The sequence below is a fragment of the Pseudomonas sp. WJP1 genome (genome assembly GCF_028471945.1).
Classification (GTDB): domain Bacteria; phylum Pseudomonadota; class Gammaproteobacteria; order Pseudomonadales; family Pseudomonadaceae; genus Aquipseudomonas.
Genome location: NZ_CP110128.1, coordinates 375,177 through 391,799 on the forward strand (window position 1 = coordinate 375,177; position 16,623 = coordinate 391,799).

Genomic DNA, 16,623 nt, shown 5'->3' on the forward strand with positions numbered 1-16,623 from the left:
AGTGAGCCTGCTCGCGATGACGGAGTGTCAGCCGACCTAAATGTTGACTGACACTCCGTCATCGCGAGCAGGCTCACTCCTACATTTTTTTGTGGTGCGGCCAATGAATCATGTCGGTTGTTAGGGTGCCGTTTCTAATTTTTCTCCCTACTTTGTGCCAGAGCCCGACACTTATCCGGGCAGTTCCTCAAACCTTCTGCGCGTGAGGTGCACCATGGCAAAAGTTATTTTGAAGAAAAAAATCGACGCATCGACGACCGCTCTGCATGACGTCAAATCGTATGCCCGCAAGATCTGGCTGGCGGGCCTGGGTGCCTACACCAAGGTCGGCCAAGAGGGTAGCGAGTACTTTCAAGAGTTGATCAAGGCCGGGCAAGCAGTTGAAACCAAAGGCAAAAAAGTAGTTGCCGAGAAGCTTGAAGCGGCCAATGCCGAGATCGATGAAGCCAAGAGTGAAGTGAGCACTTTCAAAGGCAAGGTCGAACTGCAACTCGACAAAGTCGAGAGAGCGTTCGACACGCGTGTCGCAAGTACCTTGAATCGTATCGGCATTCCGTCTAAACATGACGTTGAGGCACTCTCTGCCAAGCTCGATGAGCTCACGGCACTGCTCGAACGCGTCGAGCGTAAATCTTAAGGAGAACGGGATGGCTGGTAAAAAGAATACTGACAAAGAAGGCAGCTCGTGGATCGGGAAAGTCGAAGACTACTCCCGCAAGATCTGGCTGGCTGGTTTGGGCGTGTACTCGAAGATCGACACTGACGGCAGCAAACTCTTCGACTCACTGGTCAAGGACGGCGAGAAAGCCGAGAAGCTCACCAAGAGCGCTGTTGGCAAAACTGTCGATGCCGCCAAGGACTCCGCTTCGTCGGCCAAGTCGCGCATCAGTGGCGTGAAAGATCGTGCACTGGGCAAGTGGGATGAGCTCGAAGGTGCTTTCGACAAGCGCCTGAACAGCGCCATTTCGCGCCTGGGCGTGCCGAGCCGCAATGAAGTCAAGGCGCTGCACAGCAAGGTCGATACCCTGACCAAGCAAATCGAAAAACTCACCGGTGCCAAGGTTGCGCCTGTTGCGGCGAAAACCGCGGCAGCCAAGCCGGCCGCCAAAACTGCAGCCAAGCCATTGGCTAAACCTGCTGCTAAAGCCGCCGCCAAACCGGCTGCAAAAACTGCGGCTGCCAAGCCAGCTGCCGCCAAACCAGCGGCAAAACCGGCAGCTGCTAAAACCGCCGCCAAGCCTGCAGCGAAAACCGCTGCCGCTAAACCGGCAGCCAAGCCAGCAGCAAAACCTGCTGCTGCGAAAAAACCAGCAGTGAAAAAACCGGCCGCTCCAAAAGCAGCCGCCGCCAAACCAGCAGAGGCTCCAGCCAAACCGGCAACGCCGGTTGCTTCGGCCGCTCCGGCCAGCACTGCGAACTCCGCTGCTGCGCCTACCCCTGCTGTAACCCAGACTGCCGCGCCAGCTCCATCGACGCCAACCAGTCAGTCCTGATCGTTCAGGGCTCTAAAAAACGCCCGGCCTGCCAAGGTCGGGCGTTTTTGTTTGAGGCTTGAAAAGATCTTAATGCTCTTCCAGGTACTGCAACGCCATTTGTTCAGTCGCCGCTTTGATCGGCGGCAGCAAGTGCGGTGCCACCAGCATCATGATCTGGTAGACCACCAAGCGCACTTCGCCTGCGCGGCCGAGTATCCGCTGATAGTCCAGTGAGAACAGCAGTGTCAGGGTGATCTGCTCCACCAGTTGCCCCAGCGCCTGGGTGTCGCTGACCAGTTGTCCCAGGGCTTTCAATCGCGCCAGCAACGACGCCAGTGTGCGCTTGAGCGCATTGAGCAGGTTGCGAATACCCTTGGCCAGTTTCGGCAGGCGCCCGGCCAGGTTCGACAGGTCCTGGAACAGAAAGCGATAGTGGGACAGGCGCTCGACGATCAGGTGCAGGAACAGCCAGTAATCCTCGGGGGCCAGCTCGACGTCGGCCGGGGGATCGAGCAACGGGGCCAGTTCGGCCTGGAAACGTTCGAACAGGCCGAGAATCAGCGGTTCCTTGCCGTGGAAGTGGTAGTACAGATTGCCCGGGCTGATGCCCATTTCGTTGGCAACTTCCATGGTGGAAACATTCGGTTCGCCCTTCTCATTGAACAACTGCAGGGCACATTCGAGTATCCGTTCGCGGGTTTTCATCCAGTCTTCTTTTGATCGGGTCATGCCACGGCCGGTAGAGACCGTGGTCGTTGAACATCAGCGCACGCGCACGTAAGTCCCGGGCGCCGCCTCCATCGGTGGATAATCCTGATTGCCGAGGGCCATGTGTGTTTCTTTTTTCGCGCCCGAGCGTTCCTGAATCCAGCCCAGCCATTGCGTCCACCAGCTGCCGTCGACGGGCTTGGCGTCGTAGTACCAGGCCCTGGGGTCGCTGCTCAGTTTTGCGCCTTCGAGGTAGTTGGCTTTCGGATTGTTCGGCGGGTTGAGAATGCTCTGCACATGACCGCTGTTGGACAGGACGAAGCGGCGCTCGCCACCGAGCAGCAGGGTCGAGCGATACACCGCGTCCCACGGCGTGATGTGGTCGTTGATGCCGGCCACGCTGAAACTGTCGACGGTGACCTTCTGCAGATCGATCGCGGTGCCGCACACTTCCAGGCCACCGGGATGGCTCAGCGGGTTGTGCTTGAAGAAGTCCAGCAAGTCGCCATGCAGGGCGGCCGGCAGGCGTGTGTTGTCGTTGTTCCAGTAGAGGATGTCGAACGCCGGCGGCTCCTTGCCCATCAGGTAGTTGTTGACGAAGTAGCTCCAGATCAAATCGTTGGGGCGCATCCAGGCGAAGACCTTGGCCATGTCGCGGCCGTCCAGCACACCTTTCTGGTAGGAGCGGCGCTTGGCGGCTTCCAGGGTCTGTTCGTCGGCGAAGAGCGTGGCCGGGCTGTCCAGTTGGCTGTCGAGCAGGCTCACCAGGTACGTCGCGCTGGAAACGCGGCGCAGCTGGCGCTTGGCTTGCAGGTGACCCTGCAGGGCGGCAATGGTCAGCCCGCCGGCGCAGGCGCCCATCAGGTTGACTTCGCGGGCGCCGGTGATCGCCCGGCAGACATTCATCGCTTCTTCCACCGCTTCAACGTAGGTCGACAGGCCCCATTCGCGGTGGCGTATATCCGGATTACGCCAACTGATGACGAAGGTTTGCAGGCCGTTCTTGAGCGCGAACTGGACGAAGCTGTTGTGGGGGCTGAGGTCGAAAATGTAGTACTTGTTGATCTGTGGCGGCACCACCAGCAGCGGTTTGGAATACTGCTTTTCGCTCATCGGCTTGTACTGGATCAGCTCCAGCAGTTCGTTGCGAAACACCACGGCGCCGGTGGTGGTGGCGACGGTCTTGCCGACCTCGAATGCGTGCTTGGTGACTTGTCGGGGTAGTCCGTCGTTGTGCAGTAGGTCGTCGACCAGATGGCCGATCCCGCGCACCAGGCTGTTACCGCCGGAGTTGAAGATTTCCTTGATCGCCAGCGGATTGAGCAGGCTGTTGGACGGCGACACGGCATCGTTGAGCAGGGCGAATGCGAAGTGCGCGCGGGCGCGGTCATCCGGGGTCATGTTGCTTTCGTCGATCCAGCTTTTGACCTGCTTCTGCCAGCTCAGGTAGGCCTGCAGGCTGCGACGATAAAAGGGGTTGAGACTCCACGCCGGGTCGTCGAAACGCCGGTCCTGCGGGTCGGTGGGATGCAGGGTGTCGCCCAGCAGCACGCGACCCAGTTGACCACCTAGTTTCAAGGCGTGTCGCGCGGTGTGCACGGGGTGGCGCAGGCCATGGGCGGCAACACTGCGCAAAGTCGAAACCAGATCCCGGCCGCGCAGGCCGGTAATCGCACTTTGTGCATTGATGAACTTGGCGGGAGTGGGTAGTGACTCCCTCGCAGGTTTATCGCGCATGACTCAACACTCCTTCGTCTTCAGGCCAAATACAAAACACCGAACCAGAACACCATAGACGCTGTAACGGGTTGTTGCGCGGTGCGATGTCCTGCCGCCCCCTCTTTGCCATACAAAAAATGGGCCGGTCAGCCACCAAATGGCGCCGGATGCGGGTGCATCACCGCACGCTGGCGCTCCTCCTCGAGGAACTTCATGATGATCGGTGCCACCGCTTCGGCCCGGGTAATCAGGAACAGATGGCCGTCATCGATGATGTGCAACTGGGCGTTGGGAATCCGCCAGGCCAGCAAGCGCATGTTGACCAGCGGGATCAAGGGATCGTCGTCGCCGGCCAGGACCAGGGTCGGCTGGTTGATCTTGTGCAGCCAGTGAATGCTGGTCCAGCCGAGGCCGGCGAACAATTGCCAGTAGTAACCGAGCTTGCCTGCCGAACGGACCTTTGCCGCATGGCTCGCGGCCAGCGTCGGGTCGCGACGGAACGCGCCGCCGTAGATCATCGGGGCAATGCGGATCACATGGGAGGGCTGGATGTAACGCCGTGGGCTGGCCATCATCCACAAGACTTTCGGCTTGCCCGGCACCATCACCGCGCCCGCTGCCGTCGCTGCCAGGACAAGCTTCTTGCAACGCTCTGGATAGTCATAGGCGAACTGTTGCGCAAGCGCACCCCCCCAGGACACGCCGATCACATTGACTTGCCCGTAATCGAGGTAGTCGAGCATGCGTGCTGTGAGTTTGGCCAGGCTTGGAAAGCGATACGGAAGATTCGGCGTGGACGAACCGCCGACACCGGGCACGTCGAAGGCGATGACTTCCAGGTCCGGGTCCAGCGCTGCGACAAACGGAAACACCAGCTCCAGGTTGGCACCGATGCCATTGAAAATCAGCAGTGGCGTCAAGTGAGGCTTGCCGGGGCGCACCGCCGTGCGGAGGGTCTGGCCATCCAGGTCGACGGTGCGGAATATGAACGGTTGCGGCATGCTTCTGGCCCTGTTTATGAATTCATCCCCGAACCCCTGTAGGAGCGAGCCTGCTCGCGAAGGACGTTAACGATAACGCGTGCTGTCTGAGTTAACGCGTTGTCCTCACGTTTTTCGCGAGCAGGCTCGCTCCTACAGGTGAAGGCGGGGTGTGTCAGTTACCGTTCGTGCACGTACGTGCCTGGCGCCGCTTCACCCGGCGGATAGGCCTTGTTGCCCAGTTTTGCCGGGGCCTTTTTCAGCTCGCCCGAGCGTTGGGCCTGCCAGGCCTGCCAGTGCAGCCACCAGGAATCAGTGTGCTTGGTGGCGTTCGCTTGCCACTCATCGGCATTGTTCGCCACTTCAGTGCTGGTCATGTAACGGGATTTCGGGTTGCCCGGCGGGTTCAGGATGCTCTGGATATGCCCGCTGCTGGACAGCACGAACTCAACGTTGCCGCCAAACAGCTGCGCCGACTTGTAGCAGGACTTCCACGGGGTGATGTGGTCGTTGGTGCCGGCCAGGGAAAAGATGTCGGCCGTCACTTGCTTGAGGTCGATGGCGGTGCCGCACACTTCCAGTGCATTCGGGCGAATCAGTGGGTTGTTTTTGAACAACTCGATCAGGTCGCCGTGGAACGCCGCGGGCAACCGGGTGGTGTCGTTGTTCCAGAACAGGATGTCGAACACCGGCGGTTCGTTGCCCAGCAGGTAATTGTTGACCCAGTAGTTCCAGATCAGGTCGTTGGGGCGCATCCAGGCGAAGACCTTCGCCATGTCGCGGCCTTCCAGTACGCCGGCCTGGTACGAGTGGCGCTTGGCGGCTTCGAGGGTCTGTTCATTGACGAACAGGGCGACGTCGCTCTCGAGAGTGGTATCGAGCACGCTCACCAGCAAGGTCAGGGCGTTGACCTTGTTTTCGCCGATTGCTGCGTAATGGCCCAGCAGCGCGGTGCAGGTGATGCCGCCGGAGCAGGCCCCGAGCATGTTCACGTCTTTGCTGCCGGTGATCGCGGTAACGACATCAACCGCTTCCTTGAGGGCTTCGATGTAGGTCGACAGGCCCCACTCGCGCTGTTCCTTGGTCGGGTTGCGCCAGCTGACGATGAAGGTCTGCACGTTGTTGCGCAGGCAGAACCGCGCCAGACTCTTGTCCGGGCTCAGGTCGAAAACGTAGAACTTGTTGATCTGTGGCGGCACCACCAGCAGCGGGCGTTCGTGCACCTGCTCGGTGGTCGGCTTGTACTGGATCAGTTCCAGCACATCGTTGCGAAACACCACCGCGCCTTCGGTCACGCCAAGGCTCTTGCCGACTTCGAACGCACCCATGTTGACCTGGCTCGGCATGCCGCCGTTGTGTACCAGATCCTTGGCCAGGTGCGAGAGGCCATCGAGCAGGCTCTTGCCGCCGGTTTCGAAAAAGCGTTTGACTGCCGCCGGGTTGGCCGCGGTATTGGTCGGCGCCATGGCTTCGGTCATTAGGTTGATCACGAAGTGCCCGCGTGCCACATCGCTGGGGCCGAGGTTGCTTTCGTCGATCCAGGCGTGGAGTTCCTTGCGCCACGCCAGGTAGGTTTGCAAATAGCGTTTGTAGAGCGGGTTCTGGCTCCAGGCCGGATCGGCGAAGCGACGGTCATCGCTGGTCGGTTGCAGCCCGGATTTACCAAACAGCACGTTCTTGAGTTCAAGACCAAAGTGCGCGACATGTTTGACGCTATGCACCGGTTGCTTGATGGCCTGCCTAAGCACCATTCGAGCAGAAGCCAGTAGATCCTTTCCACGCAGCCCAACGACAGGATTGAGCCCCAGGGTGTTTTCCGAGGCTTGATACTTCAACTCATCGTTACTCTTGTTACTCATCTACGACGCTCCATTGCCCTGAGACGAGTACCTTGGTCCCACTGTGTAGTCACACAGCCAATGCCAGGTACTACGCTCGGGTGACCGTTAATTCTGCATCACTGCTTTTCAGTTCAGAGAGCACTGCAGGGAACTTGCCAGCTCCATTGGTTACCCGAGTTTAATTTTTTTCGCAAGCGGGCCAGGCGTCGACCCTGAAGCCGAGCATTCAAACAGATGGAATTAGAAAATGCCCTCTAAAGAGCAAGAGGTGCAGGCTAGAGCATCAGCTTGACGACGGATTCGTTCGGGTCGCGGGTTTTTCCTGCGGCCTTGAGCTCGGCAAGATAATCGTCCCAGAGTGCGTCATGACGCCGCCCCAGTTCGTAGAGGTATTCCCAGGTGAACAGGCCGCTGTCGTGGCCATCGTCGAAGGTCAGCTTCAGTGCGTACTGACCGGCCGGTTCTATCTTGCTCAGTCCTACGTTGATCTTGCCAAATTGCAGGATGGGTTTGCCGTGGCCCTGGACCTCGGCGGAGGGGGAGTGCACGCGCAGGAACTCGGCGGGCAGGGTGTATTCCTCGCCGGACGCGTATTTGAGCGTCAGGGTTTTCGAGGCTTTGTGCAGCTTGATGTCGGTGGGGAGTTGGGTCATGACCTGAAGTCCGTTCTGTGGCAGTCCGCCAGGCCAATGTGGGAGCGGGCTTGCTCGCGAAGAGGCCATGACATTCAACATCAACGTTGAATATCAGACCGCTTTCGCGAGCAAGCCCGCTCCCACAGGGGCCGCGATTACCGTAAGTATGGCTTACAGGATATAACGGGACAGGTCTTCGTTCTGCGCCAATTCGCCCAGGTGGCCGTTGACGTAGTCGGCGTCGATCTGGATCACCTTGTCGTCATGCACGCTGGCCAGGTCGCCAGCGCTGAAAGATACTTCTTCGAGCAGGCGTTCAAGCAAGGTGTGCAGGCGACGGGCACCGATGTTTTCGGTTTTCTCGTTCACCTGCCAGGCGATCTCGGCAATGCGCTTGATACCGCTCGGCAAGAACTCGATACCCAGGCCTTCGGTTTTCAGCAGCGCGCAATATTGCTCGGTGAGCGATGCGTGGGGCTCGCTGAGGATGCGCTCGAAGTCTTCCGGGCTCAGGGCCTTGAGTTCGACACGGATCGGCAGACGACCTTGCAGCTCGGGCACCAGGTCACTTGGCTTGCTCAGGTGGAAGGCACCGGAGGCGATGAACAGGATGTGGTCGGTCTTGACCATGCCCAGCTTGGTGTTGACGGTGCAGCCTTCGATCAGCGGCAGCAAGTCGCGCTGCACGCCTTCGCGGGACACATCGACGCCGCCGGAGTTGCCGCGCTTGGCGACCTTGTCGATTTCGTCGATGAACACGATGCCGTGCTGCTCGACCGCTTCCAGGGCCTTGGCCTTCAACTCTTCATCGTTGACCAGGCGGCTGGCTTCTTCGTCGCGCACCATCTTCAGCGCTTCTTTGACCTTGAGCTTGCGGGCTTTCTTCTTGCCCTTGCCCATGTTGGCGAACAGGCTTTGCAGCTGGTTGGTCATTTCTTCCATGCCCGGTGGCGCGGAGATGTCGACGCCGGCCATTTCGGCGACTTCGATTTCGATCTCCTTGTCATCCAGCTGGCCTTCGCGCAGGCGCTTGCGGAACAGCTGACGGGTGTTGGAATCCTGGGTCGGGGCATCGTCGCTGCTGAAGCCCATGCGTGCCGGTGGCAGCAGGGCGTCGAGGATGCGCTCTTCAGCAGCGTCTTCGGCGCGGTGGCGTACCTTGACGATTTCCTGTTCGCGCAGCAGCTTGATCGCGGCATCGGCCAGGTCACGAATGATCGATTCGACGTCACGGCCGACGTAGCCGACTTCGGTGAACTTGGTGGCTTCGACCTTGATGAAAGGCGCGTTGGCCAGTTTCGCCAGGCGACGGGCGATCTCGGTTTTACCGACACCGGTCGGGCCGATCATCAGGATGTTCTTGGGCGTTACTTCAACACGCAGCTCTTCCGGCAGCTGCATGCGGCGCCAGCGATTGCGCAGGGCAATGGCGACGGCGCGCTTGGCATCGTCCTGGCCGATGATATGGCGATTGAGTTCGTGGACGATTTCACGGGGAGTCATGGACATAATATTCAAAGGACCTAAAGCAAGAATGAGCCGTGGCACGGGGCCGAATCAGGCTTACTCGGCGCAGTCCTGCTCCTCAATGGTCTGGGTGTGGTTGGTGAATACGCAGATGTCGCCGGCAATGCCGAGGGCGGTTTCGACGATTTCCCGGGCCGACAGGTCGGTTTTTTTCAGCAGTGCGCTGGCTGCGGCTTGTGCATAGGCGCCGCCGGAACCCATGGCGATCAGGCCGTCTTCTGGCTCGACCACGTCACCGTTGCCGGTGATGATCAGCGAGGCGTCCTTGTTGGCAACGGCGAGCATGGCTTCGAGGCGGCTCAGGGAACGGTCGGTACGCCATTCCTTGGCGAGCTCGACAGCGGCGCGTACCAAGTGGCCCTGATGCTTTTCAAGTTGGCCTTCGAAGCGTTCGAAGAGGGTAAAGGCGTCAGCGGTGGCACCGGCAAAACCGGCAATGACCTGGCCGTGGTACAGGCGACGAACTTTTTTCGCGTTGCCTTTCATCACGGTATTGCCAAGGGAAACCTGGCCGTCGCCGCCCATGACGACTTTGCCGTGGCGGCGAACTGAAACGATGGTGGTCAAGGGAAGAGTCTCCACGCTGCGGGGCGAAAATGCCGTATGCCCATTCATATGGGGGTGGTGGAGTGGATTTCAACTGTAGGACGCGGCGGGGGACGAGCGGTGTTTTCGCAAGCGGGCGCGGTGGTGTCTATTCTGACGCCATCGCTGGCAAGCCAGCTCCCACAGAGTTTGCGCAAATCCTGTGGGAGCTGGCTTGCCAGCGATGAACGATGACGCGGTTACCTTGAAGAAATCAACGGTTCTGGCGTTGTTGTAACAACAGATTGCTGAAGCCGGCACCGGCCAGTTGTTTCTGTGCCGTGGTCAACTGCTCACGGTTACTGAACGGACCCACCAATACCCGATACCAGGTCTCGTCCTTGACCGTCCCTGATTCAACCGCCACCGCCTGACCCAGCAGAATGATCTGCGCCCGCACCTTGTCGGCGTCAGCCTCCTTGCGGAACGATCCGGCCTGCAGGAAGAACTTGGTCACCGGTGCGGCCTTGGCCACGGGTGGCGCTGGCGGCGGCGTAATGCCGGCCAGGGCGGCCTGGGCGCGGGCGGTATCGATCTTCGCCGCTTCCGCCGGGGTAACCGGCGTGGTCGGAATGGCCGGCACTTGTGGCGTCGGCAGGGTCTTTTCCGGCACGGCATCCGGCGGCACGATGACTTCAGATTCCGGCAACAGGGTGTAGAAGTCGTACTTCGGTTTCACCGGTTGCGTCGGGCTCGGCGGGGTCTTGTTGGCCTCGGCGATCTTGGTGGCTTTCTGTTGCTGCTCGACTTTCTCGCGTTTGACCGTGTCGCTGCCCTTGCCCGGCTCCAGCTTCATCAGGAATACGATGAAAGCACCGACCGTCAGGCCGATGGCCATCCACAGCCAACCCGGGATCGGTTGCTTCGCTGGAGCTTGGTAACGGCTGGCGCCACGCTTGGGTGCAGGTTTTTTCTTGGCAGCCAACTTACATACGCTCCAGAGTTTCCAGGCCCAAGAGTTCCAGGCCTTGCTTGAGAGTGCGTCCAGTCAGCGCGGCGAGGCGCAGACGGCTCTGCATTTGTTCCGGGGTGTCGGCGGCGAGGATCGGGCAGTTCTCGTAGAAGCTGGAGAACAGGCCGGCGACGTCGTACAGGTAGGTGCAGAGGATGTGCGGCGTGCCTTTCTCGGACACGTTGTTCAGCACTTCGCCGAACTGCGCGAGTTTCGCCGCCAGTTCGTGCTCGTGCGCTGCTTCGAGAACGATCTGACCCTCTACTTCGCTGAAGTCCTTGCCGAGTTTGCGGAACACTCCAGCCACGCGGGTGTAGGCGTACAGCAGGTACGGCGCGGTGTTGCCTTCGAAGTTCAGCATCAGGTCGAAGTTGAAGCTGTAGTCGCTGGTGCGGTGCTTGGACAGGTCGGCGTATTTCACCGCACCGATGCCCACCACCTTGGCGATGTTGCGCAGCTCGGCTTCGGCCAGCTCCGGGTTCTTGTCCTTGACCAGGGTGTAGGCGCGCTCCTGGGCTTCGGTCAGCAGGTCGATGAGCTTCACGGTCCCGCCATCGCGGGTCTTGAACGGGCGACCGTCAGCGCCGTTCATGGTGCCGAAGCCCATGTGTTCCATTTCCATCGGGTGCGTCACGAAGCCGGCCTTGCGGGCGACGGCGAACACTTGCTGGAAGTGCAGGGCCTGACGCTGGTCGACGAAGTACAGGGCACGGTCGGCCTTGAGCTTGCCGCTGCGGTAGCGCACAGCGGCCAGGTCGGTGGTGGCGTAGAGGTAGCCGCCGTCAGCCTTGACGATGATCACCGGCAGCGGGTCGCCGTCGGCGTTCTTGAACTCGTCGAGGAACACGCACTGGGCGCCGTTGCTCTCGACCAGCATGCCGGCAGCCTTAAGGTCGTTGACCACATTGATCAGGTCGTCGTTGTAGGCGCTTTCGCCCATCACGTCGGCCATGGTCAGTTTGACGTTCAGCAGCTCGTAGATCTTCTGGCAGTGGGACAGCGAGATGTCCTTGAACTTGGTCCACAGCGCCAGGCAATCGGGATCGCCGGCCTGCAGCTTGACCACCAGGCCACGGGCGCGGTCGGCGAACTCTTCGGATTCGTCAAAGCGGCCCTTGGCGGCGCGGTAGAAGTTTTCCAGGTCCGACAGCTCGTCGCTGGTGATCGGGTTTTCCTGCAGGTAAGCCATCAGCATGCCGAACTGGGTGCCCCAGTCGCCGACGTGGTTCTGCCGGATCACTTCGTCACCGAGGAATTCCAGCACGCGGGCTACGCCATCGCCAATGATGGTCGAGCGCAAGTGGCCGACGTGCATCTCTTTGGCCAGGTTCGGTGCCGACAGGTCGACCACGGTGCGCTGTGCCGGGCCGGCCTTGCGCACGCCGATGTGGGCGTCGGCCAGGGCGGCGTCCAGGCGCGCGGCCAGGGCGTCGGTGTTCTGGAAGAAGTTCAGGAAGCCAGGGCCGGCGATTTCGGTCTTGGAGACGTTTTCGTCAGCTGGCAGGGCTGCGATGATTTTTTCCGCCAGGTCGCGCGGCTTCATGCCCGCAGGCTTGGCCAGCATCATGGCGATGTTGCTGGCGAAGTCGCCGTTCTTCTTGTCGCGGGAGTTTTCAACCTGGATCGCCGGCGACAGGCCTTCAGGCAACACACCTTCGTTGACGAGTTGGGTGATGGCTTGTTGGATCAGCTGGCGAATGGTGTCTTTCATGGTCTTCTCTTTCGACCGCAGGCGCGGCGGCGCATCAATGCGCTGGTGGAAAAACTGGGCATTATCCGTTGCCGAGGCGGCCTTGCCAACTATAGCGGGCAGGTTATGGATATGCGGTGACAAATCGGGCCCCTTCGCGAGCAAGCCCGCTCCCACAGGGGAACGCATTTCAAATGTGGGAGCGGCGGTGCGACGATTCGACTTGCTCGCGAAAGCGATCTCAAAATCAATACAAATCGACCGGATCGACATCCAATGACCAGCGCACCGCCCGCCCGCTCGGCATCTGCTCCAGTACCAGCAACCAGCTGGCGAGCAGCCGGTGCAGCGGCGCCCGTGCCGTCGCTTGCAACAGCAACTGTGCGCGATAACGCCCGGCCCGACGTTCCATCGGTGCCGGCACCGGCCCCAGCAGTTCGATTCCGCTCAAGTTCTGTTCAGCGAGCAAGCGCTCGGCCTCGCTGCAGGCCTCATCTAGAAACCCTTCGGCTTGGCCGGGCTTGTGCGCCTCGGCCCGCAGCAATGCCAAATGCGCAAACGGCGGCAGGCCGGCTGCGCGACGTTCGCTCAAGGCCTGCTCGGCAAAGGCGAAGTAACCCTGCTCGGTCAACTGTACCAGCAGCGGATGGTCGGCCAGGTGCGTCTGGATGATCACCTTGCCCGGCTCTTCCGCCCGGCCTGCCCGCCCGGCGACCTGGACAATCAGTTGCGCCATGCGCTCACTGGCGCGGAAGTCGCCGGAGAACAGCCCGCCGTCCGCATCCAGGATCGAGACCAGGGTTACCCGTGGGAAGTGGTGGCCCTTGGCGAGCATCTGCGTGCCGACCAGGATGCATGGCTGGCCCTTCTGTATGGTGGCGAACAACTGGTTCATCGCGTCCTTGCGCGAGGTGCTGTCGCGGTCGACCCGCAGCACCGGATAGTCCGGGAACAGGATCCCCAGGCGTTCCTCGGCCCGTTCGGTGCCGGCCCCCACGGGGCGCAAGTCGACCTTGTTGCACTTGGGGCACTGGCGCGGCACGCGTTCGACGTAGCCGCAATGATGGCAGCGCAGTTCGCCGTGGCGCTGGTGCACGGTCATGCGCGCATCGCAGCGTTGGCACTCGGACATCCAGCCGCAGTCATGGCACAACAGGGTCGGGGCAAAGCCGCGGCGGTTGAGGAATACCAGCACCTGTTGGCCGGCGGCGAGGGTCTGGCCAATGGCTTGTTGCATGGGCCCGGAAATACCGCTGTCCAGTGGCCGGCTTTTCACATCCAGGCGCAGGAATCGTGGTTGCTTGGCACCGCCAGCGCGCTCGTTCAGCCGCAGCAGGCCATACCGGCCGGTGTAGGCGTTGTGCAGGCTTTCCAGAGAAGGTGTGGCAGAGCCCAGGACAATCGGGATGTTTTCCTGTCGAGCCCTGACCAGCGCCAGATCGCGTGCGTGATAGCGCAAGCCTTCCTGCTGTTTATAGGAACCATCGTGCTCTTCATCGATGATGATCAGGCCCGGGTTTTTCATTGGTGTGAACAGTGCCGAGCGGGTGCCGATAATGATGTCGGCTTCACCATCGCGGGCGGCAAGCCAGGCCTCGAGACGTTCGCGATCATTGACCGCCGAGTGGATCAGGGCGATGCGCGCGTTGAAACGTTGCTCGAAGCGCGCCAGGGTCTGCGGGCCCAGGTTGATTTCCGGGATCAGCACCAGGGCCTGCTTGCCGGCCTCCAGGGTTTCGCGGATAAGCTGCAAATACACTTCGGTCTTGCCGCTGCCGGTAACGCCGGCGAGCAGGAACGCATGGTAACTGTCGAACCCGGAGCGAATGGCTTCATAGGCTGCCCGCTGCTCTGGGTTGAGTGGCAGCTCGGGTTGGGCCAGCCAGTGGTCGTGTCGGGCGCCGGGGGCGTGTCTGCGGATTTCGACCTGGACCAGTTCCTTGGCCAGTAACAGATCGAGGCTGTCCTTGCTCAGCATCAGCTTGCTCAGCAACTGATGGGCCACGCCGTGGGGGTGCTGGGCCAGCGTTGCCAGGGCTTCGCGCTGGCGCGGGGCACGGGCGATACGGGGGTCATCGAGGCTGGCGCCCGGCGCGGCGGACCAGAAGCGCTCCTGGCGCGCCTCGGCCAGTTCGCCCTGTCGCAGCAACACCGGCAGTGCCCAGCTCAAGGTGTCGCCGAGGCTGTGCTGATAGTACTGCGAGGTCCACAGGCACAGTTTGAACAGCGTGGGCGGCAACGGCGGCGTAGCGTCAAGCAGGGCGAGGGCGGGCTTGAGTTTTTCTGCCGGCACTTCGCTGGTGTCGGTGACCTCCACCAGGATTCCGATCATCTCCCTCCGGCCGAACGGCACCCGCAAACGCATGCCGGGGTGCAACTGCGCACGCAGCACGCCGGCCGGTGCCCGGTAGTCGAACAGGCGGCGCAGGGGCGAAGGCAGGGCGAGGCGCAGAATGGCGTCGGGCACGCGGGGGGATCTCGATAGGCGGGTACAAAGGAAGGCTCAGGGCCGGGAGCCTAGCAGACGACCGGTTTGAGGGACAGCTTGCGTGATTGGCATTGTCTGGTAGAATCCGCGGCCTAATTACGTGCGGTATTCAACAATAGTGTTGGGTGGCGGCACGCTAGCCCGAGGAAGACACCATGAAAGCTGATATCCATCCAGAATACCCAGCAGTTGCTGTTACCTGCAGCTGCGGCAACAAGTTCGAAACCCGTTCGACCTTCGGCAAAGCCCTGGCGATCGACGTTTGCAACGAGTGCCACCCGTTCTACACCGGTAAGCAGAAGACTCTGGACACTGGCGGCCGCGTTCAGCGCTTCGCAGACCGTTTCGGTGCTTTCGGTGCGAAAAAGGCCTAAGGCCGATCATCCTGGGAAAACGCTGCAGTTTTTCCATGCTGATGAAAAAGGCGTCCCCCGGGACGCCTTTTTTGTGCCTGTGATTTGGCTGCAATGGCCATTTTCAAATAATTGTAGACATTATTTACTTGGATTGTGAACAGTCTATCCCTTGTGTTCCGCGGCTCTTGGGCCAAAGTCGTAGGGTGGGGCGCTTGACAGGGGTGACCGGTCAGTCTTGTGGGGATTTTGTCAGGCGCGTATCCTCGCTGACCAGTCTGTCCAACAGTAAAAGCGGAATGCCAAAATGTCTGATCTGAAAACTGCCGCTCTCGAATATCACGCCAATCCTCGTCCAGGGAAGCTGAGTGTCGAGCTCACCAAGGCCACTGCTACTGCCCGCGACCTGTCGCTGGCCTACAGCCCCGGCGTAGCTGAACCAGTACGCGAGATCGCCCGCGATCCTGAGCTGGCCTACAAGTACACCGGCAAAGGCAACCTGGTTGCAGTCATTTCCGATGGCACCGCGATTCTGGGCCTGGGCAACCTCGGCCCATTGGCCTCCAAGCCAGTGATGGAAGGTAAAGGCGTGCTGTTCAAGCGCTTCGCCGGCATCGACGTTTTCGACATCGAAGTCGACTCCGAAAGCCCGCAAGCCTTCATCGACACCGTCAAGCGCATCTCCATCACTTTCGGTGGCATCAACCTGGAAGACATCAAGGCGCCTGAGTGCTTTGAGATCGAACGTGCCCTGATCGAGCAGTGCGATATCCCGGTATTCCACGACGACCAGCACGGCACCGCAATCGTGACCGCGGCCGGCATGATCAATGCCCTGGAAATCGCTGGCAAAACCCTGCCGCAAGCCAAGATCGTGTGCCTGGGTGCCGGTGCTGCCGCCATCTCCTGCATGAAATTGCTGGTGAGCATGGGCGCCAACATCGAAAACATCTACATGGTTGACCGTACCGGTGTGATCCACTCCGGCCGTGACGACCTGAACCAGTACAAGGCCGTCTTCGCCCACGCGACCGACAAGCGCACCCTGGCAGACGCCCTGCAAGGCGCAGACGTGTTCGTTGGCCTGTCCGGCCCGAACCTGCTGAGTGCTGAAGGCCTGCTGTCGATGGCGCCGAACCCGATCGTGTTCGCTTGCTCGAACCCGGATCCGGAAATCTCCCCGGAGCTGGCGCACGCCACCCGTGACGACGTGATCATGGCCACCGGCCGTTCGGACTACCCGAACCAGGTCAACAACGTTCTGGGCTTCCCGTTCATCTTCCGTGGTGCCCTGGACGTTCGCGCCAAGCGCATCAACGAAGAAATGAAAGTGGCTGCGGCCAATGCCCTGCGCGAACTGGCCAAGCTGCCAGTGCCTCAGGAAGTGTGCGACGCCTACGGCGGCATCGCGCTGGAATTCGGTCGTGAGTACATCATTCCGAAACCAATGGACGCCCGCCTGATCACCGTGATCTCCGATGCCGTGGCCAAGGCTGCGATCGAGACCGGCGTGGCAACCCTGCCGTATCCGAAGAACTACCCGCTCAAAAGCGTGGATGACGTGTTCAACGGCTAAGCCGTTGTAGTGCTTCAACCGAAAGCCCCGGCTTGTAAGAGTCGGGGCTTTTTTGCATCTGTGAGTTTTGCGTCGATTGTGTGGTCCTCTTCGC

The 16,623-nt window shown here is 60.7% G+C and carries 14 protein-coding genes; 4 read left to right on the forward strand and 10 right to left on the reverse strand.

Annotation, left to right across the window (positions count from 1 at the left end):
- The first annotated feature begins 214 nt into the window (after positions 1 to 214).
- Both OH720_RS01720 and OH720_RS01725 read left to right on the forward strand, forming a co-directional pair.
- Positions 215 to 637 carry a phasin family protein gene (locus OH720_RS01720; protein ID WP_180203907.1) on the forward strand — a complete coding sequence of 141 codons (423 nt, stop codon included), beginning with the start codon at positions 215 to 217 and terminating at the stop codon, positions 635 to 637.
- A 10-nt stretch (positions 638 to 647) separates the two neighbouring features.
- A complete protein-coding gene (locus OH720_RS01725; protein WP_272604319.1) occupies positions 648 to 1,493 on the forward strand; it encodes a phasin family protein in 846 nt (281 codons plus the stop codon).
- A 69-nt stretch (positions 1,494 to 1,562) separates the two neighbouring features.
- Here the strand turns inward: OH720_RS01725 and OH720_RS01730 are convergent, their stop codons facing one another.
- From OH720_RS01730 to OH720_RS01775, 10 genes are all read right to left on the reverse strand, one after another.
- Positions 1,563 to 2,180: a TetR/AcrR family transcriptional regulator gene (locus OH720_RS01730; protein ID WP_008058109.1), complete on the reverse strand. Its 618-nt coding sequence runs from the start codon at positions 2,178 to 2,180 to the stop codon at positions 1,563 to 1,565.
- A 57-nt stretch (positions 2,181 to 2,237) separates the two neighbouring features.
- A complete protein-coding gene (phaC, locus tag OH720_RS01735) occupies positions 2,238 to 3,920 on the reverse strand; it encodes a class II poly(R)-hydroxyalkanoic acid synthase (RefSeq protein WP_272604320.1) in 1,683 nt (560 codons plus the stop codon).
- Positions 3,921 to 4,048: 128 nt separating this feature from the next.
- Positions 4,049 to 4,903, reverse strand: coding sequence for a poly(3-hydroxyalkanoate) depolymerase (phaZ, locus tag OH720_RS01740; RefSeq protein ID WP_008058112.1), 855 nt, complete (start codon positions 4,901 to 4,903; stop codon positions 4,049 to 4,051).
- A 158-nt stretch (positions 4,904 to 5,061) separates the two neighbouring features.
- Entirely contained in the window at positions 5,062 to 6,741 is a 1,680-nt protein-coding gene (gene phaC / locus OH720_RS01745) for a class II poly(R)-hydroxyalkanoic acid synthase (RefSeq protein ID WP_272604321.1), read from the reverse strand.
- 257 nt (positions 6,742 to 6,998) lie between these two features.
- Positions 6,999 to 7,376: a gamma-butyrobetaine hydroxylase-like domain-containing protein gene (locus tag OH720_RS01750; protein ID WP_008058116.1), complete on the reverse strand. Its 378-nt coding sequence runs from the start codon at positions 7,374 to 7,376 to the stop codon at positions 6,999 to 7,001.
- A gap of 153 nt (positions 7,377 to 7,529) precedes the next feature.
- Positions 7,530 to 8,867: an HslU--HslV peptidase ATPase subunit gene (gene hslU, locus OH720_RS01755; protein WP_272604322.1), complete on the reverse strand. Its 1,338-nt coding sequence runs from the start codon at positions 8,865 to 8,867 to the stop codon at positions 7,530 to 7,532.
- A gap of 54 nt (positions 8,868 to 8,921) precedes the next feature.
- The gene (hslV, locus tag OH720_RS01760) at positions 8,922 to 9,452 is read right to left on the reverse strand and encodes an ATP-dependent protease subunit HslV (RefSeq protein WP_007975582.1); all 531 of its coding nucleotides are present in this window, start codon (positions 9,450 to 9,452) and stop codon (positions 8,922 to 8,924) included.
- Positions 9,453 to 9,684: 232 nt separating this feature from the next.
- A complete protein-coding gene (locus OH720_RS01765; protein WP_008058118.1) occupies positions 9,685 to 10,395 on the reverse strand; it encodes an SPOR domain-containing protein in 711 nt (236 codons plus the stop codon).
- A 1-nt stretch (position 10,396) separates the two neighbouring features.
- Positions 10,397 to 12,133, reverse strand: a complete 1,737-nt coding sequence (gene argS, locus OH720_RS01770; protein ID WP_272604323.1) for an arginine--tRNA ligase — start codon at positions 12,131 to 12,133, stop codon at positions 10,397 to 10,399.
- Between the two features lie 226 nt (positions 12,134 to 12,359).
- Positions 12,360 to 14,579: a primosomal protein N' gene (locus OH720_RS01775; protein ID WP_272604324.1), complete on the reverse strand. Its 2,220-nt coding sequence runs from the start codon at positions 14,577 to 14,579 to the stop codon at positions 12,360 to 12,362.
- 176 nt (positions 14,580 to 14,755) lie between these two features.
- On the opposite strand from OH720_RS01775, the gene rpmE reads away from it, so the two are divergent.
- Positions 14,756 to 14,974, forward strand: coding sequence for a 50S ribosomal protein L31 (gene rpmE, locus OH720_RS01780; protein ID WP_008047849.1), 219 nt, complete (start codon positions 14,756 to 14,758; stop codon positions 14,972 to 14,974).
- 286 nt (positions 14,975 to 15,260) lie between these two features.
- Positions 15,261 to 16,529: a malic enzyme-like NAD(P)-binding protein gene (locus OH720_RS01785; protein WP_272604325.1), complete on the forward strand. Its 1,269-nt coding sequence runs from the start codon at positions 15,261 to 15,263 to the stop codon at positions 16,527 to 16,529.
- The last annotated feature ends 94 nt before the right edge of the window (positions 16,530 to 16,623 follow it).

Excerpts from the sequence above, each read along its gene's own strand:
- hslU (WP_272604322.1), bottom strand. The coding sequence starts at position 8,867 with ATGTCCATGACTCCCCGTGAAATCGTCCACGAACTCAATCGCCATATC.
- phaC (WP_272604321.1), bottom strand. The coding sequence starts at position 6,741 with ATGAGTAACAAGAGTAACGATGAGTTGAAGTATCAAGCCTCGGAAAAC.
- OH720_RS01720 (WP_180203907.1), top strand. The coding sequence starts at position 215 with ATGGCAAAAGTTATTTTGAAGAAAAAAATCGACGCATCGACGACCGCT.
- argS (WP_272604323.1), bottom strand. The coding sequence starts at position 12,133 with ATGAAAGACACCATTCGCCAGCTGATCCAACAAGCCATCACCCAACTC.
- OH720_RS01785 (WP_272604325.1), top strand. The coding sequence starts at position 15,261 with ATGTCTGATCTGAAAACTGCCGCTCTCGAATATCACGCCAATCCTCGT.
- rpmE (WP_008047849.1), top strand. The coding sequence starts at position 14,756 with ATGAAAGCTGATATCCATCCAGAATACCCAGCAGTTGCTGTTACCTGC.
- phaC (WP_272604320.1), bottom strand. The coding sequence starts at position 3,920 with ATGCGCGATAAACCTGCGAGGGAGTCACTACCCACTCCCGCCAAGTTC.
- phaZ (WP_008058112.1), bottom strand. The coding sequence starts at position 4,903 with ATGCCGCAACCGTTCATATTCCGCACCGTCGACCTGGATGGCCAGACC.
- OH720_RS01725 (WP_272604319.1), top strand. The coding sequence starts at position 648 with ATGGCTGGTAAAAAGAATACTGACAAAGAAGGCAGCTCGTGGATCGGG.
- OH720_RS01750 (WP_008058116.1), bottom strand. The coding sequence starts at position 7,376 with ATGACCCAACTCCCCACCGACATCAAGCTGCACAAAGCCTCGAAAACC.
- OH720_RS01730 (WP_008058109.1), bottom strand. The coding sequence starts at position 2,180 with ATGAAAACCCGCGAACGGATACTCGAATGTGCCCTGCAGTTGTTCAAT.